23 protein-coding genes and 2 pseudogenes are annotated in these 22,667 nt (G+C 49.3%); 7 read left to right on the top strand and 18 right to left on the bottom strand.

The annotated features are described in order from the left end of the window. The first annotated feature begins 86 nt into the window (after nucleotides 1-86). Nucleotides 87-1,271: an MFS transporter AraJ gene (gene araJ / locus G434_RS04020; RefSeq protein WP_001323243.1), complete on the top strand. Its 1,185-nt coding sequence runs from the start codon at nucleotides 87-89 to the stop codon at nucleotides 1,269-1,271. 142 nt (nucleotides 1,272-1,413) lie between these two features. On the opposite strand, the gene mak is transcribed toward araJ, so the two are convergent. After that, complete coding sequence (gene mak, locus G434_RS04025) at nucleotides 1,414-2,322, bottom strand: fructokinase (protein ID WP_001219315.1); 909 nt, start codon at nucleotides 2,320-2,322, stop codon at nucleotides 1,414-1,416. A 124-nt stretch (nucleotides 2,323-2,446) separates the two neighbouring features. On the opposite strand from mak, the gene rdgC reads away from it, so the two are divergent. Next, nucleotides 2,447-3,358, top strand: coding sequence for a recombination-associated protein RdgC (gene rdgC / locus G434_RS04030; RefSeq protein WP_001298537.1), 912 nt, complete (start codon nucleotides 2,447-2,449; stop codon nucleotides 3,356-3,358). A 77-nt stretch (nucleotides 3,359-3,435) separates the two neighbouring features. Here the strand turns inward: rdgC and G434_RS30060 are convergent, their stop codons facing one another. The 7 genes and pseudogenes from G434_RS30060 to G434_RS04060 all read right to left on the bottom strand — a co-directional run bounded on the left by G434_RS30060 (nucleotide 3,436) and on the right by G434_RS04060 (nucleotide 6,702). After that, entirely contained in the window at nucleotides 3,436-3,519 is an 84-nt protein-coding gene (locus G434_RS30060) for a protein YkiD (RefSeq protein ID WP_120795376.1), read from the bottom strand. Next, nucleotides 3,516-3,857, bottom strand: a pseudogene (locus G434_RS0126055) (DUF2773 domain-containing protein); the annotation flags it as partial. The pseudogene G434_RS0126055 and the gene G434_RS30060, both read right to left, overlap by 4 nt. 147 nt (nucleotides 3,858-4,004) lie before the next feature. Next, nucleotides 4,005-4,289: a pyrimidine/purine nucleoside phosphorylase gene (ppnP, locus tag G434_RS04040; protein ID WP_000941942.1), complete on the bottom strand. Its 285-nt coding sequence runs from the start codon at nucleotides 4,287-4,289 to the stop codon at nucleotides 4,005-4,007. A gap of 71 nt (nucleotides 4,290-4,360) precedes the next feature. Next, nucleotides 4,361-5,038, bottom strand: a complete 678-nt coding sequence (locus G434_RS04045) for an AroM family protein (RefSeq protein WP_001276417.1) — start codon at nucleotides 5,036-5,038, stop codon at nucleotides 4,361-4,363. A gap of 257 nt (nucleotides 5,039-5,295) precedes the next feature. Next, nucleotides 5,296-5,487 carry a protein YaiA gene (yaiA, locus tag G434_RS04050; RefSeq protein ID WP_001142439.1) on the bottom strand — a complete coding sequence of 64 codons (192 nt, stop codon included), beginning with the start codon at nucleotides 5,485-5,487 and terminating at the stop codon, nucleotides 5,296-5,298. A gap of 49 nt (nucleotides 5,488-5,536) precedes the next feature. Continuing rightward, nucleotides 5,537-6,061: a shikimate kinase AroL gene (gene aroL / locus G434_RS04055; RefSeq protein WP_000193393.1), complete on the bottom strand. Its 525-nt coding sequence runs from the start codon at nucleotides 6,059-6,061 to the stop codon at nucleotides 5,537-5,539. Between the two features lie 182 nt (nucleotides 6,062-6,243). Continuing rightward, a complete protein-coding gene (locus tag G434_RS04060) occupies nucleotides 6,244-6,702 on the bottom strand; it encodes a YaiI/YqxD family protein (protein ID WP_000158145.1) in 459 nt (152 codons plus the stop codon). 119 nt (nucleotides 6,703-6,821) lie between these two features. On the opposite strand from G434_RS04060, the gene proC reads away from it, so the two are divergent. Further along, nucleotides 6,822-7,631, top strand: a complete 810-nt coding sequence (proC, locus tag G434_RS04065) for a pyrroline-5-carboxylate reductase (protein ID WP_001304841.1) — start codon at nucleotides 6,822-6,824, stop codon at nucleotides 7,629-7,631. Between the two features lie 16 nt (nucleotides 7,632-7,647). Here the strand turns inward: proC and adrA are convergent, their stop codons facing one another. From adrA to G434_RS30375, 5 genes and pseudogenes are all read right to left on the bottom strand, one after another. Further along, a complete protein-coding gene (gene adrA / locus G434_RS04070) occupies nucleotides 7,648-8,763 on the bottom strand; it encodes a diguanylate cyclase AdrA (RefSeq protein ID WP_000484048.1) in 1,116 nt (371 codons plus the stop codon). Between the two features lie 101 nt (nucleotides 8,764-8,864). Further along, the gene (gene psiF, locus G434_RS04075; protein WP_001295332.1) at nucleotides 8,865-9,185 is read right to left on the bottom strand and encodes a phosphate starvation-inducible protein PsiF; all 321 of its coding nucleotides are present in this window, start codon (nucleotides 9,183-9,185) and stop codon (nucleotides 8,865-8,867) included. Between the two features lie 118 nt (nucleotides 9,186-9,303). Next, entirely contained in the window at nucleotides 9,304-10,719 is a 1,416-nt protein-coding gene (gene phoA / locus G434_RS04080) for an alkaline phosphatase (RefSeq protein ID WP_000814390.1), read from the bottom strand. Between the two features lie 99 nt (nucleotides 10,720-10,818). Continuing rightward, complete coding sequence (iraP, locus tag G434_RS04085) at nucleotides 10,819-11,079, bottom strand: anti-adapter protein IraP (RefSeq protein ID WP_000792975.1); 261 nt, start codon at nucleotides 11,077-11,079, stop codon at nucleotides 10,819-10,821. A 181-nt stretch (nucleotides 11,080-11,260) separates the two neighbouring features. Continuing rightward, nucleotides 11,261-11,463 (bottom strand): annotated as a pseudogene (locus G434_RS30375) (hypothetical protein). A 77-nt stretch (nucleotides 11,464-11,540) separates the two neighbouring features. Between G434_RS30375 and ddlA the strand changes: the two are divergent. Further along, nucleotides 11,541-12,635 (top strand): D-alanine--D-alanine ligase, encoded by a 1,095-nt coding sequence (gene ddlA, locus G434_RS04090; RefSeq protein ID WP_000413693.1) that lies wholly within the window; start codon nucleotides 11,541-11,543, stop codon nucleotides 12,633-12,635. A gap of 202 nt (nucleotides 12,636-12,837) precedes the next feature. Here ddlA and G434_RS30055 read toward each other — a convergent pair whose 3' ends face one another. After that, nucleotides 12,838-13,050 (bottom strand): DUF2754 domain-containing protein, encoded by a 213-nt coding sequence (locus G434_RS30055; RefSeq protein WP_001295334.1) that lies wholly within the window; start codon nucleotides 13,048-13,050, stop codon nucleotides 12,838-12,840. Nucleotides 13,051-13,309: 259 nt separating this feature from the next. Between G434_RS30055 and G434_RS04100 the strand changes: the two genes are divergently transcribed. Further along, nucleotides 13,310-13,618: a YaiY family protein gene (locus G434_RS04100; RefSeq protein ID WP_000763151.1), complete on the top strand. Its 309-nt coding sequence runs from the start codon at nucleotides 13,310-13,312 to the stop codon at nucleotides 13,616-13,618. 57 nt (nucleotides 13,619-13,675) lie between these two features. On the opposite strand, the gene yaiW is transcribed toward G434_RS04100, so the two are convergent. Next, on the bottom strand, nucleotides 13,676-14,770 hold the full coding sequence (yaiW, locus tag G434_RS04105; protein WP_000092043.1) for a surface-exposed outer membrane lipoprotein YaiW: 1,095 nt from the start codon (nucleotides 14,768-14,770) through the stop codon (nucleotides 13,676-13,678). A 12-nt stretch (nucleotides 14,771-14,782) separates the two neighbouring features. Further along, nucleotides 14,783-16,003: a peptide antibiotic transporter SbmA gene (sbmA, locus tag G434_RS04110; protein WP_001304845.1), complete on the bottom strand. Its 1,221-nt coding sequence runs from the start codon at nucleotides 16,001-16,003 to the stop codon at nucleotides 14,783-14,785. A 351-nt stretch (nucleotides 16,004-16,354) separates the two neighbouring features. Between sbmA and ampH the strand changes: the two genes are divergently transcribed. Further along, nucleotides 16,355-17,512 (top strand): D-alanyl-D-alanine-carboxypeptidase/endopeptidase AmpH, encoded by a 1,158-nt coding sequence (gene ampH, locus G434_RS04115; protein ID WP_000830757.1) that lies wholly within the window; start codon nucleotides 16,355-16,357, stop codon nucleotides 17,510-17,512. Here ampH and iprA read toward each other — a convergent pair whose 3' ends face one another. Together iprA and G434_RS04125 are read right to left on the bottom strand one after the other, a co-directional pair. Further along, entirely contained in the window at nucleotides 17,513-18,136 is a 624-nt protein-coding gene (gene iprA / locus G434_RS04120) for a hydrogen peroxide resistance inhibitor IprA (protein WP_001295817.1), read from the bottom strand. It abuts the gene before it with no gap. An 85-nt stretch (nucleotides 18,137-18,221) separates the two neighbouring features. Next, on the bottom strand, nucleotides 18,222-21,128 hold the full coding sequence (locus G434_RS04125; RefSeq protein WP_000556534.1) for an autotransporter outer membrane beta-barrel domain-containing protein: 2,907 nt from the start codon (nucleotides 21,126-21,128) through the stop codon (nucleotides 18,222-18,224). A 525-nt stretch (nucleotides 21,129-21,653) separates the two neighbouring features. Between G434_RS04125 and hemB the strand changes: the two genes are divergently transcribed. Then, complete coding sequence (hemB, locus tag G434_RS04130; RefSeq protein WP_001305473.1) at nucleotides 21,654-22,628, top strand: porphobilinogen synthase; 975 nt, start codon at nucleotides 21,654-21,656, stop codon at nucleotides 22,626-22,628. Nucleotides 22,629-22,667 lie beyond the last annotated feature (39 nt).

The raw sequence follows: 22,667 nt of genomic DNA, 5'->3' as shown, positions 1-22,667 counted from the left end.
TCTTGGCCTCGCTGGTCGTTATCCTGCAAGCTATCACTTTATTGGCTACGGTGATTAGTAGCCGTTCTGGTGGTTGTGATGGTGGTATGAAAAAAGTTATTTTATCTTTGGCTCTGGGCACGTTTGGTTTGGGGATGGCCGAATTTGGCATTATGGGCGTGCTCACGGAGCTGGCGCATAACGTAGGAATTTCAATTCCTGCTGCCGGGCATATGATCTCGTATTATGCGCTGGGGGTGGTGGTCGGTGCGCCAATCATCGCACTCTTTTCCAGCCGCTACTCACTCAAACATATCTTATTGTTTCTGGTGGCGTTGTGCGTCATTGGCAACGCCATGTTCACGCTCTCTTCGTCTTACCTGATGCTCGCCATTGGTCGGCTGGTTTCCGGCTTTCCGCATGGTGCATTTTTTGGCGTCGGCGCGATCGTGTTATCGAAAATTATCAAACCCGGCAAAGTCACCGCCGCCGTGGCGGGGATGGTTTCCGGGATGACAGTCGCCAATTTGCTGGGCATTCCGCTGGGAACGTATTTAAGTCAGGAATTTAGCTGGCGTTACACCTTTTTATTGATCGCTGTTTTTAATATTGCGGTGATGGCATCGGTCTATTTTTGGGTGCCGGATATTCGCGACGAGGCGAAAGGGAAGCTACGCGAACAATTTCACTTTTTGCGCAGCCCGGCCCCGTGGTTAATTTTCGCCGCCACCATGTTTGGCAACGCAGGTGTATTTGCCTGGTTCAGCTACGTAAAGCCATACATGATGTTTATTTCCGGTTTTTCGGAAACGGCGATGACTTTTATTATGATGTTAGTTGGGCTAGGGATGGTGCTGGGGAATGTGCTAAGTGGCCGGATTTCAGGACGTTATTCACCACTGCGCATTGCGGCAGTAACTGACTTTATTATTGTGCTGGCACTGCTGATGCTCTTTTTCTTCGGCGGCATGAAAACAACGTCGCTTATTTTTGCATTTTTTTGTTGCGCGGGATTATTTGCCCTTTCAGCACCACTGCAAATATTGTTACTGCAAAATGCCAAAGGCGGAGAGTTATTAGGTGCCGCAGGTGGGCAAATAGCGTTTAACCTCGGTAGCGCCGTCGGCGCATATTGCGGTGGTATGATGCTGACGCTGGGGCTGGCATATAATTACGTGGCGCTACCTGCCGCCCTGCTTTCGTTTGCTGCGATGTCGTCGTTGCTGCTGTATGGTCGCTATAAGCGCCAGCAAGCGGCGGATAGTCCGGTGCTGGCGAAACCAGTGGGGTAGATTGCAGTCACGGAGCACGTTGCTTATTGCCGGATGCGGCGTGAACGCCTTATCCGCCCTACGCGGTTCTGGCACATTTTGCAGGCCTGATAAGACGCGGCAAGCGTCGCATCAGGCATGATGAGCCAATTGCCTACGTTTTTTACTCTTGTGGCCATAACCATGCAGCGCCGCGTACGCCGCTGGAATCACCGTGCTTCGCCTTACGCACCGGCGTTTCACATTCGCCGCCGAAGACAAATTGTTTAATCAACTGCGGAACCGTTTGATATAAACGGTCTACATTGCTCATCCCGCCCCCCAGGACAATCACATCCGGATCGAGAATATTCACGACATGTGCCAGCGATTTTGCCAGCCGCAGCTCGTAGCGACGCAATGCCAGTTCCGCTACCGGATCGCTTTCTTCAACCAGGCGGATAATTTCACTGCCTTTCAGCGCATGTCCGCTCAAACGACGATAATCCGTCGCGAATCCCGTGCCCGAAATAAAGGTTTCAATACAACCTTGTTTACCGCAATAACAAGGGACTTCCTCGCGATAACGCAGTTCGTCTTCGTCCATCCACGGTAGCGGATTGTGTCCCCACTCACCTGCCGTGCCATTGCCGCCGATATGCGCCCGCCCATTGAATGCCACGCCCGCGCCGCATCCCGTGCCGATAATCACGGCAAATACCGTCTGCGCTCCCGCTGCCGCGCCATCTACTGCTTCTGAAACCGCCAGACAGTTGGCGTCATTTGCCAGCCGCACTTCCCGCTGCAACCGCGCGCTTAAGTCTTTATCGAATGGCTGACCGTTGAGCCAGGTTGAATTGGCATTCTTCACCACGCCGGTGTAAGGCGAAATTGAGCCAGGAATGCCCATCCCTACTGTTCCGCGCTGCCCTGTCGCCTGCTCCGCCATATCAACCAGCGTGGCGATCGTTTCAATGGTCTGGCGGTAATCATCACGCGGCGTGGGCAGACGATGGCGGTACAACTGCTCCCCTGCATCGCCCAGTGCAATCACTTCAGTTTTGGTGCCGCCTAAATCGATACCTATACGCACGGTACTCTCCTTATTTTTTTCAATATCAATAGCGTAGAGACGGACAACCGGATTGGCAATGCAAGGCCGCCGACAATTCGTTATCATGCCCGCTAAATTTAACGACAAGGCCGTGGAAATTATCATGCTGTGGTTCAAAAATTTAATGGTTTACCGTCTTAGCCGCGAGATTTCGCTGCGTGCAGAAGAGATGGAAAAACAGCTAGCCTCGATGGCATTTACCCCATGCGGCAGCCAGGACATGGCGAAGATGGGCTGGGTTCCTCCGATGGGATCGCACAGCGATGCGTTAACGCACGTTGCCAATGGTCAAATTGTTATCTGCGCGCGCAAAGAAGAAAAAATCCTCCCGTCTCCGGTGATTAAACAGGCGCTGGAAGCGAAAATCGCCAAACTGGAAGCGGAACAGGCGCGTAAGCTGAAGAAAACCGAAAAAGATTCGCTGAAAGACGAAGTGCTGCACTCTCTGCTGCCACGTGCTTTCAGCCGTTTTAGCCAGACAATGATGTGGATCGACACGGTTAACGGTTTGATTATGGTGGACTGCGCCAGTGCCAAAAAAGCGGAAGATACGCTGGCATTACTGCGTAAAAGCCTGGGGTCGTTACCGGTTGTACCATTGAGCATGGAAAACCCGATTGAACTGACGCTGACCGAATGGGTACGCTCCGGCAGCGCGGCACAGGGCTTCCAGCTGCTTGATGAAGCCGAGCTGAAATCGCTGCTGGAAGATGGTGGAGTGATCCGCGCGAAGAAACAAGATCTGACCAGCGAAGAGATCACCAATCACATTGAAGCCGGAAAAGTGGTGACTAAACTGGCGCTCGACTGGCAGCAGCGCATTCAGTTTGTGATGTGCGACGATGGTTCGCTCAAGCGTCTGAAGTTCTGCGACGAGCTGCGCGATCAAAACGAAGATATCGACCGTGAAGATTTCGCCCAGCGTTTTGATGCCGATTTCATCCTGATGACTGGTGAACTGGCAGCGTTAATTCAAAACCTGATTGAAGGATTAGGTGGCGAAGCACAACGTTAATTGCTGATTTACCTTTAATGCCGGATGCGACGCCTGCCGCGTCTTATCCGGCGTACGAAGCCACACCAGGCATATAATTATTCGCTACGGCGGGCAATAATTTTTAGCGCAGCAATATTATGCGTTTTACGCTGTAACTTGCTCCATGGGCGTTGTGTCATTGTTTTTCCTCAAGCCGGTGACGCGCTTCACTGCGAATTTTCCGCGTTGCCCCGGTTTTCACTAAATCCCGTAACTGCGAAAGAGCGGGTTGATCGACAAATAAGAGTAATGATGGATCATCTTTTAACCACATCGTTTTCACATCGGCAGCCAACTGTGGATTATTAATAACCAACGCCCGATCCTGAGGCTCAGTCAATGCCGTTAACAACGACGCCGGGGTATGTGCGTTGCGCAATGCCGTTTGGCGCAAATGATCATTGCGACTTTGCAGCAATGCACGCCACCATTCATCATCTGATTTATCTTTTATCGTCGCCAGTTCCGCAACAATATCTGGAGATCTTCGCTGATATTTATATCAACCTTGATGAATTATGAATATATCGGAAATCGAAAAAATCGCAGCAAAGGAAATATTATTATGGGTTTATGAGAGAACATTTCAGAAAAATGCCCTCCCGTTCAAGGGGAAGGCGAGGAATTACAGATAGCGGCACAGATAAGAGGTGGGTTCGGCAACTTGCAGATGAAACTCACTGTGACCGGGAACATTAAACACCGAACCGGCTTCATACACTTGCCAGTCGGTCGCGTCAGGCAGTAACACATTCAGCGCGCCACTGATTACCGTCATCTCTTCCGGCTCAGCGGTGCTGAAGGTGTATTCGCCTTCAACCATAACACCCACGCTGGCGCGACCAGTGCTGCTGCTGGAAAAGCCGATCGATTTCACTTTGCCGGAAAAGTACTCATTACTTTGAAGCATAAACTGGCCCTGTCTGGTAGTTGAACATCTACTTCACTATAGGGGCCAGAGGCGCTGGCTGTCACGCAAAATTACACCAGTAATTCCGCAGCCAGCCGTGCAATCAATACGTTAGAGAGCAAGACAGGAACATCGAGCTGTTTTTGCAGTAAATCGCGATGACGCTGGTTAAATCCCAAACAATCCAGCATGATGACATCTGCCCCTTTTGCCAGTAATTCTTTCCCGGCATCAATGATTTTTTGTTCTGAATCATGAATGGGGTTACCCAATGAAAATACTGGCGGTTTCTGCAAAATTTGCCATTTTTGCGCCTGAACGGTCAGCAACTCCTCAACCGGTACGATAACCCCCACCTGATGATCTTCAACAATAGAGGAAACCAGCGGTGGCAATATCCGCGACGGCTCAAGAAAGATCGTATTACGCGCAGTCATACTACTAATGTTTGCTGTACTCATTAATAAAATGACGTCATAACCCTGATTATCGAGCACTTCAACCACACCTTGCAGGTCTCGTTCCACTTTACGACGCGAAACATGGGCCAGCTGGTTGTCATTTAATAATGTGAGAATGGTGTCTTCGCCTGCTTCTGGCGCGTACTCCGCCATCACTTCTTCACGACTTAACTTCCCCAGCAGGCTATGATGGGAAATATTATCTTCGTCAATGTATTCTGTCAGGAGCGGCAAAACTTCCTGCATAGGTACAATGCCGATGGTCAGGATCGCCAACGACGCACTCATTGTTCTTCCACCTTACTTTTATTTCGTCGTTAATTACCGGGCAAGCGCTAAGCACCACTGCTGACACTTACCTGTGCTACAAATGACAAAAAGCGTAGCAGCAGACCTGCACGGCATAATGTAAAGATTCCAAATGATTCCAGTAATGGATTGTTATTGTCTAATATTCTAATTATTTGAAAAACATGAATTGTGAAAAATGTGACGCAGATCCCTTGTGGTGGCACTCAGAATCCCTTCCGAGCAGTCTGATGCGGTCACTCTTTGTCAGGGTCCTCATAGCGTTTTTTCGCATCCATCGCTTCCTGAGCGGTCGGATGTTCACTGATCAACGAGTCTGGTTTAGGATGATCGGCTCTGAGTTGGTACCAGGTTACCGTCTGTCCTGGTTTTCCTTTTTCAATCGTCACTATATATGCTTCACGAGGATAAGGCGGTTTCGTTGGCATCGTTCTTCCTTATTTCACGGGATGAACGTTAAGTATAGGCGCTCGAAAATCAACAATTGATCGTCTGTGCCAGGGCACTGCGAATTTCAGAAATCACCTGGCTGGGTTCGTTTGTTGCGTCGATGATAATATGCGCAACTTCGCGATATAGCGCATCGCGTTCTTCCAGCACTTCCTGAACTTCTTCGCTCAGCGGTTTCCCCGTTAAGGTTGGCCGTAAATCTTCTTCCGGTGCAGCTTGCAGTCGGTTAACCAGGACTGATACTGGCGCACACAAATAAACCACGATCCCGTTATTTTGCATAAAGTGACGATTAAATTCCGTCAGAATAATGCCGCCGCCCGTAGCGATAACGGTGGATGGCGCAGTTACCGCTTCCAGCGCCGCCGTTTCTCTGGCGCGGAATCCCGCCCACTCTTCCCTTTCGACGATCTCCGCGACCGTCATATTGAGCTGTGATTGCAACCACTGGTCGGTATCGACAAATCGACGGTTAAGCGAATCGGCAAGGGCCATTCCGACCGTTGTTTTACCACAGCCCCGAGGCCCGATCAGAAAAAGAGGTTGTGTCATCGTGGGTTTTCCCCAATAGGTCGCAATGCGGCGAAAGCCGGTGTCATGAGAATAGCGATCATACCATCAAACTAGTACAATTTCGATTGTAAAGAAAAAATTCCACTTAAAGTGAAAATTTTAATACATCCCTTACTATACCAATAAATATTCAAGAATGAAGTGTAAATAATAAATTACATTCAGCCACGACTACGTTGCACTTCCAGCCACCACTTCTCCAGCTCCGCGGCAAAGGCCTGGCGGTCACGTTGTGAAAGACTATCTGGTCCCCCGGTCTGGATCCCACTGGCGCGTAAGGTATCCATAAAATCGCGCATCGTCAGACGCTCACGAATGGTCGCTGGAGTGTAACGTTCGCCGCGTGGATTAAGCGCCGCCGCGCCTTTCTCGATGGCTTCAGCAGCCAAAGGAATATCTGCGGTGATCACCAAATCGCCCGCTTCACACTGCCGGACAATTTCGTTATCGGCAACGTCGAAACCTGCCGCGACGCGCAGCGTACGAATAAATCGCGATGGCGGCACGCGTAAACTCTGGTTTGCTACCAGTACCAGCGGCAACTGCATACGTTCAGCCGCGCGATACAAAATCTCTTTAATTACATTGGGACACGCGTCGGCATCCACCCAAATTGTCATAAAGTCATCCTTTGTTGGGTAATCCTCTATTGTGTCGCGCTTTTGCCTTCCGGCATAGTTCTGTTTATGCTTCTGCCAGCGATTATCAAAACAATGAATTTCACGGCAGGAGTGAGGCAATGGAAAAGAAAATCGGTTTTATTGGCTGCGGCAATATGGGAAAAGCCATTCTCGGCGGTCTGATTGCCAGCGGTCAGGTGCTTCCAGGGCAAATCTGGGTATATACCCCCTCCCCGGATAAAGTCGCCGCCCTGCATGACCAGTTCGGCATCAACGCCGCAGAATCGGCGCAAGAAGTGGCGCAAATCGCCGACATCATTTTTGCCGCCGTTAAACCTGGCATCATGATTAAAGTGCTTAGCGAAATCACCTCCAGCCTGAATAAAGACTCTCTGGTCGTTTCTATTGCTGCAGGTATCACACTCGACCAGCTTGCCCGCGCGCTGGGCCATGACCGGAAAATTATCCGCGCCATGCCGAACACTCCCGCGCTGGTTAATGCCGGGATGACCTCCGTAACGCCAAACGCGCTGGTAACCCCAGAAGATACCGCTGATGTGCTGAATATTTTCCGCTGCTTTGGCGAAGCGGAAGTAATTGCCGAGCCGATGATCCACCCGGTGGTCGGTGTGAGCGGTTCTTCGCCAGCCTACGTCTTTATGTTTATCGAAGCGATGGCCGACGCTGCCGTGCTGGGCGGGATGCCACGCGCCCAGGCGTATAAATTTGCCGCTCAGGCGGTAATGGGTTCCGCAAAAATGGTGCTGGAAACGGGAGAACATCCGGGGGCACTGAAAGATATGGTCTGCTCACCGGGAGGCACCACCATTGAGGCGGTACGCGTACTGGAAGAGAAAGGCTTCCGTGCCGCAGTGATCGAAGCGATGACGAAGTGTATGGAAAAATCAGAAAAACTCAGTAAATCCTGATGACTTTTGCCGGACGTCAGGCCGCCACTTCGGTGCGGTTACGTCCGGCTTTCTTTGCTTTGTAAAGCGCCAAATCTGCCGATTTCAACCACTCACGATAGTGACTCATTTGTGGGTTCAGCGGCGCAACCCCCACACTAATCCGTAAAGTTACCTGTGGCGTATTCGGCAGACGTAATGTATTTAGCCCTTCATGCACTCGTAACATGGCGGTAATGGCGCTCTCAGCTGGCGTACCGGACATGATTACCGCAAACTCATCGCCGCCAAACCGACCAATCACATCGCTACCGCGCAGGGTTATTTGTAATTGTCGGGTAAGCGCCACAATCGCTTCATCGCCCACATCATGGCCCCAGGTATCGTTGATGCTCTTGAAATGGTCGATATCGATAATCAGTAATGTCGCATCGCGGTTATGCCGCCGACAGTTATCAAATTCATTGCGTAACATAGTTTCCCAATGACGTCGGTTATACACGCCCGTCATACCGTCGCGGGTACTCATGACCTGCAACCTGCGTTTATGTTCCGCCAGTTTAGTCGCCGTCTGGTAGCTGACCCAGCCAAACAGCAGAGGATAAATGACGATAATGGGAAGGGAGAGCCACCATTCCAGCGGCGCACTATTGAACGACACGGTGATGCCCGTCAGTTCAAGGGTGACAAGACAGGAAACCACCATCAACACCAGACCCGCGACAAACAGACGGGGGCCGCCTGCCCCCATCAAATTCAGACACATAATCATCAACATCGCGGTGGAAGGCAGCACGTTTACGCCCATTACGCCTACCCACATTCCCGCTAATACTGCATCGGTTTTTAAGTTGTAAATTTCCCGGCTAAGCGGATCGACGGCCCTGCTCGCTATCTGCCAGGCTAAATGCGGCCAGACGAACGCCCAGCCGACCAACACCAGCCACCACCAGCCCGGCGGCGGGTGCGAAACCAGCGTTGAAGCAATCGGTAAGAACATACCAGCCAGGCCAACCGCGCGGGGTAGTCTGACGCGACGGGCGAAGCGCAGCCCGGACCGCTGATGTTCGTTTTGAGGAGTTAAAGGAGGTTCCTCCCCATGCGCCGCCGCTTTTTTGAAAAAGTTTTCATCATTCATTATTTTTGGGAACATTCAGAAACAATTTTCCCAAATTATAGAGACGGGGCTAAAGGCAGAAGTATGAAATTTCGGGTGAGCCATTTTCGTAGCTCACCCGTTAGCACTATCAGGTATCAGGCGGCTTTCTTGAGGCAGGCGCTCATAAACTTATTACGATCATCACCTTTCAGAGATTGTTGCGTTGCTTGATTATTACATTCGCGCATCTTTTGCTGCTGTGGCGTCAAACTTTTTTCACCAGGCGCAGACTTGCTGTTCTTCAGGCAATCACTCATGTAGGTCTTACGAGCATCCCCTTTCAACGCCTGCGCCGTCGCCTGCTGATTACAGGAGGTCATACGCTGTTGTTGCGGGGTTAAGGTTCTCTCGGCAGCGCCGACGGTGGTTAAAAAAACCAGACCGAAAAGCAAGGTAACCAGTAATGTTATTTTCATAGCACCATCCCTCTTCATGTTTTAACCATGAGCATATGCGCCCGTGATCTGCCATTAAGTCTGGTTGCTAACAGCAAAAAAACCACCCGACAGCGAAAATTCACTGCCGGGCGCGGTTTTATTTCAGCCCCAGGGCGGCTTTCATGGTGTAGAAGAGATCGGTCTGGTCGGTCAGTCCAACGACATTGGCGGCATGTGGGCCATACGCAGCAATACGCAGCTGACTACCGGTATGTTCTTGTGAATCCTCTTCAGAGTTCCCGTAACTCATCACCATCACTGCGCCATCTTTGGTATTTAGCGCCTGGGTGAGGCCCGGCGCTTTGGTGTCCGGCGCAACAATCTGGCTGGCGTGGGCGTGATCAGCGGTGACTATGACCAGCGTGTTGCCATCCTTTTTAGCGAATTCCAGCGCACGTTGTACGGCTTCATCGAGATCGACCGTCTCGCCAATTTGCCCACAAGGATTCGCAGCGTGATCCTGTTTATCGATTGATGCACCTTCAACTTGCAGGAAAAAACCTTTCTCATTTTTACTCAACAATTCAATGGCTTTGTCGGTCATCTGCGCCAGGGTCGGTACGCTGTCATTACGTTGCGGATTAGGCGTACAGGTAACTGCGGGCTTGTCGATATTGCCGTGGTACGTTGCTTTCGGTCCTAGCCAGCGCACTGGCATATTGCCGTCAGCAAACAGTCCTAGCAGGGGTTTTTGCTGGTTCGCTTCCGTCACCGCATTTAGCGAGGCAGCATCACTCACCAACTGATAACCACGCGCCTGTGCCTGTTCACGCAGCGTTTTTCCCTGCCATTCGCCGACGGTTGCCGTTTCAGCAAAGGTTTTTGCGCCGCCGCCAAGCGTAACATCGGCACGAGCGTTAAGCAGCTGTTCGGTAATCGATCCTTTCCCGCCTTTTTCCAGAGCGTTACCCGGACATTTTTCACTGGTCGCGCTCGGACCGTAGCATTTGCGCGAGGTCACATGCGCCACCAGCGCGGCGGGCGTGGCATCCTGCAACTCTGCGGTAGAAACGTTACCGGTCGCCAGACCTGCGGCTTTTGCCATTTCCAGAATCGTTGGGTGATCTTTTTCGTGAATATCGACGCCCAGCGCACCGTTATAGGTTTTGACACCGGTTGACCAGGCGGTTGCTGATGCAGCCGAGTCGGTAACGTAGTCCGGTTTGCCGGTTTTTTTATTCAGCGCATAGTGTGTGTATTGTCCGGTAAGCGGTAAGGCATCGATACCTTTAAAAAAGCCGCCCGCACCTTCGGCATAATTGCGTGCAGCAGTAATTTCCGAGTCCCCCATCCCATCGCCAATCAGCAAAATAATATTTTTTGCAGGTTTATCGCTAAGAGAATCACGCAGAGCAGCGGTCTGATCACCCGTTAAGCGGCGAGCACCGCCGGGTGCAGTAATATCGCCCTGAGCAGCCCGGTTTTCCAGAACAGGCATTTCTGGTGTCCGGGCTTTTGTCACAGGGGAAAACAGTAACGGTAAGAGTGCCAGTGCAATAGTGCTTTGTTTCACTTTATTTTCTCCATGTACAAATACATTAAAAATAAAAACAAAGCGACTATAAGTCTCGGCCGTGACAGCTTTATGACAGCTGTTGAAAAGATTAACTTTTTACTGACGAGGATGCTTCAATAACTTCTTTACATAATTGCGCAGCAGCTCCGTATCGTCGTCAGGAATGCTGGCATCGGGCTTTACCTCGTACAGCGCCCCCTCTACCTGATCAATCAACCTTTGTTGGTCATTTTGCGCCATATTGCGAAGCATTGCAGTGACGATAATCTCCAAAGCTTCTACCTGCGCGCACAGTTCTTTCGACTCTTCTTCTTTTTGGGCAAGCTTAAATAACAACTCAGCAATGAGATTTTTCATGTCTGTATTTCCTTATCCAAAGTATGGAGAAGTTAACATTATGTTTCACAACTTCATAGTGTCTGGAAGTATTATTTTTATGACAAAGGAAATACTTTGCGCAAATATTTTTTGTTTGATTACCAGCGAAACGTTTCTCTTATTTTAATAATTACCCACACAAAATATAGGCTTTTAATTATCAACCTTTATTATAAATAAAAGTTATGAAATATATTCTCTTCGTTAACTTATAATTAAGAGAAAAAACTCACTGCATGGCCATACAAGCCAGGAATAAATTAGCTTCCCGTTCATCATTTTTGTGATCTTGCGCACATCATTGAGATAACGCACTTTCTTCACCAGTACGTTGCACGCTTTGTCAGCAGAAGATTGCAACATTCTGTCAGAAGGCCGCGAATCCCCCGTTTTGTCGTGGTAATGTATGCACTTTGTGTTAGACGGGATAGGTTTTTAAGATGGAAAAACTGCGGGTAGGAATCGTTTTTGGTGGTAAATCAGCGGAACATGAAGTGTCTCTGCAATCGGCAAAAAACATTGTCGATGCCATTGATAAAAGTCGCTTCGACGTTGTGCTGCTGGGCATTGATAAACAAGGGCAATGGCACGTCAGCGATGCCAGCAATTATCTGCTAAATGCAGACGATCCTGCCCATATTGCATTGCGCCCTTCGGCGACCAGTCTTGCGCAGGTGCCTGGTAAACATGAACATCAGCTTATCGACACGCAAAACGGTCAGCCGTTGCCGACGGTGGATGTCATTTTCCCGATTGTCCACGGTACGCTGGGCGAAGATGGTTCTTTGCAGGGAATGCTGCGGGTCGCCAATTTACCGTTTGTAGGTTCTGATGTTCTGGCTTCAGCGGCCTGTATGGATAAAGATGTCACCAAACGTCTGCTGCGCGATGCCGGGCTGAACATTGCGCCATTTATTACCCTGACGCGCGCTAATCGTCACAACATCAGTTTTGCCGAAGTGGAGTCTAAACTGGGGTTACCGCTGTTTGTAAAACCGGCTAATCAGGGCTCTTCTGTTGGTGTCAGCAAAGTAACCAGTGAAGAACAGTACGCAATTGCCGTCGATCTGGCGTTCGAGTTCGACCATAAAGTGATCGTTGAGCAAGGGATCAAAGGTCGTGAGATCGAATGCGCAGTTCTGGGCAACGACAATCCGCAAGCCAGCACCTGTGGCGAGATCGTACTCACCAGCGATTTCTATGCCTACGACACCAAGTACATTGATGAAGATGGCGCGAAAGTGGTAGTTCCGGCAGCCATTGCGCCAGAAATCAACGATAAGATCCGGGCGATTGCCGTTCAGGCTTATCAGACGTTGGGATGCGCAGGCATGGCGCGTGTAGACGTGTTTTTAACCCCAGAGAACGAAGTGGTGATCAACGAGATCAACACACTGCCTGGCTTCACCAACATCAGTATGTATCCGAAGCTGTGGCAAGCCAGCGGTCTGGGTTACACCGACCTGATCACCCGTTTGATTGAACTGGCGCTGGAGCGTCACGCTGCGGATAACGCATTGAAAACCACAATGTAATTTTTAAATGCCTGATAACTTTTATTGGGCATTTAAGACTGATGGAAAAAGTAAGATTGCCTGATGCGCTTTGCTTATCAGGCCTACCAGATAATTGCAATATACTGATTTTGCATGATTTTGTAGGCAGGGTAAGGCGTTCGCGCCGCATCCGGCAAAAACAACGAGCACTTTGTCAGCTCCCAGAACGCCCAATCCTCTGTTATTGGGCGTTTTCAGTTTCTTCATCGCGACGACGAATAATCAGCCCCGCCAGCCAGAAACTAATCACCCACGTCACCAGACCGACGGCATAGGTCTGCCAACCTTTTGCTTCAAATCCCAGTAAACCCACCACGCCATTAAGAATGAATATAAGGCCAATGGCGAACGCATAGTAGTGCCAGTCACGGCGGATTTTTACAGGCAAGTTCATGGCAGCTCCGTTAACGAAAAACAACATCCTTGCATATTCTGCAACAACCGTCTGTGGCGTAGACAACACTTCCGTAATTGTTAATAAATTTAACTTAAGGTTATCATTTTGTGACTCACGACGAAGATTCACGCTTCGGGAATATTCCCAACATCAATTTACCATGATTCTGATATTGACAATCTAAATGTCCTGTCAGACTTGCCATAAGCCGCTGGTATCACACCAGAAGAGAAGCAGATGACTTCCGGAGGTTTTTATGGCTGATTTCACCCTGTCAAAATCGCTGTTTAGCGGAAAATATCGCAATGCCTCTTCAACGCCTGGCAATATTGCCTATGCGTTGTTTGTGCTGTTTTGCTTTTGGGCTGGGGCGCAATTGCTGAACCTGTTAGTGCATGCGCCCGGCGTCTATGAGCGTTTAATGCAGGTCCAGGAAACAGGTCGCCCACGGGTGGAAATTGGTTTAGGTGTCGGCACCATTTTCGGGCTGATCCCGTTTTTAGTAGGCTGCCTCATTTTTGCAGTAGTGGCGCTATGGCTGCACTGGCGACATCGTCGCCAGTAAGATTTACTTGCCAGATAGGGCCTAAAACGCCTTATCTGGCATGACATTCCTGTTTGATCACTGTTTCATACAACGCGCCCGCCGTTCGTCTACGCGCTTCGCAAACCAGGCCGTAGTCAGGTTGCGGGTGATTTTCGGGCTTTCCAGTTGAATGCCAGGCAACATTTCGCGGGGTAGTGATTTCCCCGTTTTCGCTTCGGCAAGTTGATAAACTTTCTTGTACAGCGCCGTCTCCTCAAAAGAGAAGCTGTCGCCTTTCTCTAACTGGCGGCGAATTTCACTGTCGCTCATCCCCAGTTTTCCCGCCAGTTTGCGCGTTGCCAGTTCGGTTTTCCCGGGCTCTTTACTGTCGTAACGAATTAAATCACCGTCCAGTGCCAGCTTCACGCCGCTGGCCTTACTGACCGCGTTCTGAAACGCGGCATTACGGCTGGCGTACCAGCCAGCGTTAAAATCAGCAAAACGGTATATCGGCGCGCTATAGCTGGCGGGATAATTCAGTAAATGGTAAGTACCAAACCACAACCCGCCGCGACGACTGAAGACTTCCTGACGGACTGTACCGTCCATTTTCCACGGATACCCTTTGGTATGCTGTTCGGCAAAAGCAATGCTGACCTGCATCGGCCCACCGGTGCGCACCGGATTAAGCGAACCAAACAACGTCTGCCCCATTGGCACCATGCTGATCAGATCGTCAAAAATCGCGCTCAATTGCTTTTCTGTACGCACCGAATCTAACCGCTCGCTATAGCTTTTGCCGTTTGGCGATTTGATTTTTAGCGCGGTATGCACCAGAAAAGCAGGAATGTGCATCCGTTCAGCACGACGGTCAATCTCTTGCCAGGCGATCTTGCTTAAGCCCGGAACGGCCGGATCTGCCTGATAATTTGACTCCTGCTGCGCCACCGCCAGCACCGAGCAGACGTTTTCCAGCGTCGGTGCCAGCCCCTGACTTTCAAACGTGGTGGCGAGATCTTTCGCCCAGGCATCGCGGTCTTTCACGCTCGCAGGCATCTTCTGCCGCACGACGCTCGCCACATCTATCGCTTTTTCGCCCTTTTTCAACGGTTGCGGAGCCTGACTACTACACCCCGCTAAAACCAGAACCGCCAACAATGACAGCGAAGATAGATGATTGACGCGCGACATTACTTCTCCTTTTTAGCTCAAGGTATGGGTTACTTCCTGAATTTTGTCACCATCCAGCTCATGTTCAAAGCTGCGCAGACGTTTGTAGATAGACATCAACTCAACCAGTGTGGTCCATGAGTTAATCAGGTACTGGAAAGCTCCGCGAACCTGACCAAAAACGTTGGTAATCTGCGTCATCAGGCCGAGCGTAATCGTACCGGCAACAATTGACGGAAACAGCAAGAACAAACCGAAAACGTTATCGACCTGCAAATAGAGAATGCGGGCGATGTTGAAATACATATAGTGAAAATAGAGGCGGAAATAGTTTTTCCGTACGGCGCTAAACAGCTCGCGTACCGTAGGCGGCGTCGCGCGCGTGGCATCGTCTTCACCATAAACCAGCTCTTTACGGTAGGCAGCCTCTACACGCTGGTTTTTAAACTCCAGCCCCGGCAGTTTGATCCCTACCACTGCCAGCAATCCGGTCCCCATCAGCGACCAGACGATAGCGGCAATCACCAGGCCATACGGAATGTGCCCGACAATCGGCAGCTCCGGCACATGCGCGGAGAGCGTTACCAGCACCGGCAGGAAGGCGATCAACGTCATGATAGCGTTGATAAAGCTGACGCCCATATTCTCCAGCGTTGAAGCAAAACGCATGGTGTCTTCCTGCACACGCTGTGCGGCACCTTCGATATGACGCAGTTGTTGCCAGTTCGCCATGTAATATTCGTTCATCGCTGTACGCCAGCGGAACACGTAGTGACTGACAAAGAAGTTGTTCAGCACACTGATCACCACCGCGATCAGCGCAATCCCCAGAAAGACGCCCACTTCGCGGTAAAATTGTTCGATGGTGACTTTATGCGGCGAACTTAGCGCGGTTTGAATCAGATCATAGAACGGCGCATACCAGGCGTTGACGGCGACCCCGACTTCCACCAAAAACCAGGTGACGAAGATGATCAGTGCAGTACCGAGTATTGACCAGTATTGCCAACGATGCGGGCTGTAGATAAACCAGAACAATGCAAAAAGTCCTACACAAACAATGTAGTAAGCGTAAAAAATCAGAAAATCCAACGACCAGAAACGCGCGGCGCTAATCGGGATTTGCCCGGAAGCTCCGGTGATACGCGCCACCCAGTCACCCCCACCTGCTTGCCAGAAGATAACGGCAATCAATGCCCAAACAAAGGCCGAGAGAAAAAACGTTCCCGGCTTTGGGAAAAAAGACTTAAACATATGCACTCCTGCTAACTTCTTATCGTTTTAACAACTGCTGTGTATTAACCGCATGACCGCTACAAAGAGTCAGCCAAATGAAACCGCCCATTGTGACCCATAGCAAGGCGCTTAGTTCGCCAGCCTGAGCATAAGAATTGTTTCGACGGATTTCACAAACCAAAGATTGTTTACATAAGCGGATTAACACGCGCAGGATCACAAATGCAGGCATTGGTGAGCAGGAAAAAGATCGTGTTTACGCGCCGTTACGTTTTTAACACTATTATTGCACTAATTCGCCCTTTGCAATCCATCAATGAGTAGTATAAATACGCTCAGTTACCTTCATTCAATCTATGGACACCACCGTTGAAACGTAGTCTGCTTTTTTCTGCCGTGCTGTGTGCGGCGTCATTGACCTCCGTCCATGCGGCGCAGCCGATCACTGAACCGGAGTTTGCCTCTGATATTGTCGATCGTTATGCCGATTATATTTTTTACGGCAGCGGTGCCACGGGGATGGCGCTGGTAGTTATCGACGGTAACCAGCGCGTCTTTCGTAGTTATGGCGAAACGCGACCTGGTAATAACGTTCGCCCGCAGCTGGATTCGGTCATACGTATTGCTTCCCTCACCAAGTTAATGACCAGTGAGATGCTGGTGAAATTGCTCGATCAGGGGACCGTGAAGTTAAACGATCCGCTAAGTAAATATGCTCCGCCAGGCGCACGCGTACCGACCTACAATGGGACGCCCATTACGCTAGTGAATCTGGCAACCCATACCAGCGCCCTGCCCCGTGAACAGCCCGGTGGCGCGGCACATCGTCCGGTATTTGTCTGGCCAACGCGCGAGCAACGCTGGAAATACCTTTCCACTGCCAAACTAAAAGCCGCGCCGGGCAGCCAGGCCGCGTACTCCAACCTTGCGTTCGACCTGCTGGCAGATGCACTGGCGAATGCGTCCGGCAAGCCTTATACCCAGTTGTTTGAAGAGCAGATTACCCGCCCATTGGGGATGAAAGACACCACCTACACCCCCTCGCCGGACCAGTGCCGCCGTTTAATGGTTGCTGAGCGTGGTGCCAGTCCGTGCAATAACACGCTGGCGGCAATTGGCAGCGGCGGAGTCTATTCCACGCCTGGCGATATGATGCGCTGGATGCAGCAGTATTTGTCATCTGATTTTTATCAGCGCAGTAACCAGGCAGATCGCATGCAGACGTTGATTTATCAGCGCGCGCAGTTTACGAAAGTGATTGGCATGGATGTCCCCGGCAAAGCGGACGCGCTTGGTTTAGGCTGGGTATATATGGCCCCGAAAGAGGGTCGTCCAGGGATTATTCAGAAGACAGGTGGTGGTGGCGGTTTCATTACCTATATGGCGATGATCCCGCAGAAGAACATTGGCGCATTTGTGGTGGTCACTCGTTCGCCATTGACGCGCTTTAAAAATATGAGCGATGGCATCAATGACCTGGTGACCGAACTGAGCGGGAATAAACCGTTGGTCATCCCCGCATCCTGATTAATACTCTGAAGGCAAACGGTTGATAGCGACCAGTTTGCCTTTATTCATTTCGATATAGCCGCCTTTACGTAAAGCAGCGAGAACTTCTGCGACGACAGAACGCGATATGCGTGTACGTTGATGGATGTAATTCATCACACCAATACGTGAGCGTAATTCTTCATTCCAGTCAATCATTGATAATAACGTTGCGCGGATTTGTTCGTAGGAATTATGCCCAATGAGCTGTACGTCACGTAATTCCAGAATTCTATTTTGCCAGGCTAACCAATAAAAAGCGTCTCGCCAGAGTTGATTTTGTTCAATAAGGGTAATGGTTTGTTTGGCTGGTAGATGATATCCCGTACAATTTCCTTCTGATATTAATTTGTATGGTATATCGTTTTTCATTAAACCATCAGCCAGTCCCATAATATAAGGAGCCTGGGTAATACCGATAAGAACGTTTTCTTCTCTACGCAGAGAGATAACGCCCTCTAAAATAACGAAAGTATCTTCGCTATTGACATCACTTGAAAATATAACTTGCTTTTCATTATTAAACTCGAAGCGCGTGCCATATCTGGACAAACATTTATCGAGCTTACCAAATTCCTGAAGAGGTTTAACTACAGATAACATTTGCGCGTCCTTTGCAGTAATGCCCGTCAAATCCTTGACGGGCATTATTTAGATTAAATAACCTATTTCTTCAGAGTGAAGAATATTACCAGGTATATTTAACACCCACGTTCGCGGACCAGTCTTGATCTACGTCACCACCACCGAGGTAGTTAGCATCGGTATAGGCGCTGAAGTTCTTGGTGAAGCTGAACTGAGTACCCAGACCAACACGTACCGCAGACCCTTCAGTACCGTTATCGATGGAATCACCGTTCACATCGTTATCGTTGTTAGAGTCGTCGTAGACGTAAGCCAGTTTGAAGTACGGAGTCAGAGCCTGGTCTTCGCTGTAGGTGAAGGTATAACCTGCATCTACACCCAGTTCATAACGCATGCTGTCGTAAGACTGACCGTCAACTTTCATGTCGTTGCTCAGCTGGTAGTCATCACCAGACTGGAACAGACCAGAAACGCTGCCGTAAGGAGTCACGTAACCAGCATCACCCAGTTTGAAGTCGTAACCGGCTTTCAAACCGAAGCCCCAAGCGTCGGAGTTGGTGCTACCGTCAACGTAAGTACCGTTGCTCATGGTTGCAGACAGGTCGTTGTTGAAGTGAGAGTAGCTCAAGCTACCATCAACAAAGACGTTGTTCGCGAAGTGAGCAGAAGAGTAGATGTAGGCAGTCTGGCTGTCTTGATCCACCTGACCAGAACGGTCATTCATGTCACCTTTAGCGAAGCCTGCAGCCGCACCGACGATCCACTTAGCGTTGTTACCGTCAATTTTGGTATCCACACCGACCATGATGCCGTTAACATCCTGATCATAGTTGATGGTGCCGTTGTCGCCGTTGAAGTTACCACCGAAGTAGCTTACCCATGCGCCGCCGTTATCAGCCAGGCCATGACGAGAGTTGGTCAGACGAGTGCCAACGGTGTCTTGTTCCAGGTTCCAGATATTGGTGTTCGCAGACGGGATGCTCAGCGCCATGTTAGCGTAGTCGGTCAGCTCCATCTGTTGCAGAACAACGGTGTTACCGCGCTGTTCAGCCTGATAGGTGTATGCACCCAAGTCAGCTTTGTTAGCAGCAGAGAAGGTTGCGTTGGTGTTGACGTCGTTTACGTAGATAATTTCTTTATCTTTGTAATCAGCGATTGCGCCAGCGCCAGTTGCGTTGTCGATACGAACTTTGTAGTTACCGGTTGCAGCAACAACGTTGTCTACAGAACTGTTATCCAGTTCGTCGCCGTTGTTGATGTCGCCGTTACCATTGATAGTCAGGTGACCATCAGAGTTCATAGCAACAATACCGTAGCCGTAGTTAGCCTGAGCAGTGTCCCAGGTACGGTCGTTCACCAAATCCGCGTTCAGAACGTAATCGCTGCTGTGGATATCGAATACACCAGACACTACGTTGCCGTTATTGTCAGCAATGTTGCCGCTGGTCAGTTCCAGTTTGTCAGTACGGAAAGCTTCAGTATCGAACTGATCAACGTTCACATCCAATACACCACCGTTAGTTACGGTGATGGTATTGGCGTACAGGTTGTAATCAGCACCCCAACCTGTAGATTCGGTCAACGCAACAGTACTGTAGGAGTTAATAGTCAGATGATCGGTATCAACGTAACCATCTTCACCAATGTTCAGCGAAGAACCGTTAGTTAAATCGATAGTATCTGAAGTTAATTTAGATTCCGAAACATTAACCTGAGAAGCATTATTAACTGTCAAGGTATCAACGATGGAACGACCTGTAGTATCCCATTCAGAACCGTTGTTCAACGCTACGTTAAATACACCGCTCTGGAAGACCTTGTCATCAACAACACGTTTCCAGTCATTGTTTTCATATGTTGCATTAGGAGTAAGGCTGTTTGTAGCAACATCATACATTGCTGACGTTTCAGCAACGTTATAAATTGCCTGACCAACCCACTTGCTTCCGTTATCAAGAGTGAGGTTCAGTTCATCAACGTTGAGGCCATCATCAGTCCAACCACCGTTGGTATCTTTCAGCCCGTCACCGTTGGAATCATGACCATTCGGATCAAAATTACTATTCCAAGTGCTGTTAAATGCAACATCGCCCATCAGCGTTGAATTGCTGAAGTATACGTTGTTCTTCATTGCATAGTCGGAACCTGAATCAGTGAAGGACATTGCAACATCTCCCGGACCGGTATAATCACTCGGTTCACTAGAGTTGCCAAAGTGTCCTGTTTTGACATAAGTATCGCTATCCAGAATAATGTCTGAACCAGAAGTCACTGTGGAATCTTTTACAGAGATATTGTTATCCCAAGTATGAGATTCGGTAGTATAAGTTTCGTTGTAAGTATTACCTTGAGATAATGCAATACCTGCAATGCGGGAGTTATTTGAAATATTGATGTTACTTTCTACATCAAGATTAACAGCAACACCTTCACTGGTATCAAATGTCTCATTTGTGTGTTTGGTTACATCACCATCTTTATAAGAATCAGTGAAGTAAAACGCTTCATAATCATCATCAATGGTAGTGTTAGCAATGTTAAGAGTGAAAACATCACCATCACGCCAGTTTGTGTCAACAAAAGCATCAGTGTAAAAATCATATCCAACCAGAAGATCACTATCTGCATCCAAACGATCATAATAACCGCCTGGCTTCAAAGAAGTAATCGAACCGTGAATCACTGAATTACTGATATCAAGCTGATTAGCAGTACTGTCTGCATAATCATGGTTCAAATAATAGGTTGAGATCGTGCCGTTAACGGTATCGCCGTTAAAGGACTGATCGAAATCACCATTGGTGTTGTTGTAATAGACAAAACCACTATAGTTTACATAGTTGCCATCTACAGTGCCTGCCTTATCCATATGATCCCAATCAAGTGCAGTAACGGGATTGTCGTAATAAGTCCAGGTGTCATAAGTAGTTGCATTAGCCTGAGAGGTGATAGCCAGAGTGCAAGCCAATGCTAATTGTGATACTACAAGTTTCTTTTTCCAGGAGTGCATTTGTCATCCCTCCTCAGGGACGTAATAAGTTGATCCATCAATTATCAATGCATAGAAAACATCTTATGTTTCGCGTTGACGATTATGCGGCGTTATAGAGGAATGGTTCAATTATTCTTTCCCCGAAGTCCGGTTACGGACATATATAAAGCACGGAGGAACACACAAAGAAAAAATTGATAAAGGCTTGATGTTTCAACAAGTTAACAGGAGTTCCATTTTTAAAGCATATGCATTTAAAATATCAAACACACAAACCAGACAAATAATCTATCAATAACCAATGAACTTTAAATCATTCTGTTTTTGATAACGCAATCAAATCCGTAAAAACAATAATCCAGGGATATAAATAAAAATTAAAAATATTTTCAGTGAATATGAAATTATTGCTGTTTCTATTACAAAGATGTCATGGACTCTCTTTCATTCTCTTCTTGTCAACATCGCGACAACTTTCGTAAAACATCCCCACCCTGCTTCAGGTATACTATGCCCCTCGATTCCACAAACATCAGGCAGACCATGACAGACTTAATCCAACGCCCTCGTCGCCTGCGCAAATCTCCTGCGCTGCGCGCTATGTTTGAAGAGACAACACTTAGCCTTAACGACCTGGTGTTGCCGATCTTTGTTGAAGAAGAAATTGACGACTACAAAGCCGTTGAAGCCATGCCAGGCGTGATGCGCATTCCTGAGAAACATCTGGCACGCGAAATTGAACGCATCGCCAACGCCGGTATTCGTTCCGTGATGACTTTCGGCATCTCTCACCATACCGATGAAACCGGCAGCGATGCCTGGCGGGAAGATGGACTGGTGGCGCGGATGTCGCGCATCTGCAAGCAGACCGTGCCTGAAATGATCGTGATGTCAGACACCTGCTTTTGTGAATACACTTCTCACGGTCACTGCGGTGTGCTGTGCGAGCATGGCGTCGACAACGACGCGACTCTGGAAAATTTAGGCAAGCAAGCCGTGGTTGCAGCTGCTGCAGGTGCGGACTTCATCGCCCCTTCCGCCGCGATGGATGGTCAGGTACAGGCGATTCGCCAGGCGCTGGACGCTGCGGGCTTTAAAGATACGGCGATTATGTCGTATTCGACCAAGTTTGCCTCTTCCTTTTATGGCCCGTTCCGCGAAGCGGCAGGAAGCGCATTAAAAGGCGACCGCAAAAGCTATCAGATGAACCCAATGAACCGTCGTGAGGCGATTCGTGAATCATTGCTGGATGAAGCCCAGGGCGCAGACTGCCTGATGGTGAAACCAGCTGGAGCGTACCTCGACATCGTGCGTGAGCTGCGTGGACGTACTGAATTGCCGATTGGCGCGTATCAGGTGAGCGGTGAGTATGCGATGATTAAGTTCGCCGCGCTGGCGGGTGCTATAGATGAAGAGAAAGTCGTGCTCGAAAGCTTAGGTTCGATTAAGCGTGCGGGTGCGGATCTGATTTTCAGCTACTTTGCGCTGGATTTGGCTGAGAAGAAGATTCTGCGTTAATGATCATTATGCCGGGTTATCCAACCCGGCATTTCCCCC

The organism is Escherichia sp. KTE172, assembly GCF_000408845.1.
In the GTDB taxonomy this organism is placed as follows: domain Bacteria; phylum Pseudomonadota; class Gammaproteobacteria; order Enterobacterales; family Enterobacteriaceae; genus Escherichia; species Escherichia coli.
The sequence above is the reverse complement of the archived record's forward strand: the minus strand, read 5'-3'. Positions and strand labels throughout refer to the sequence as shown.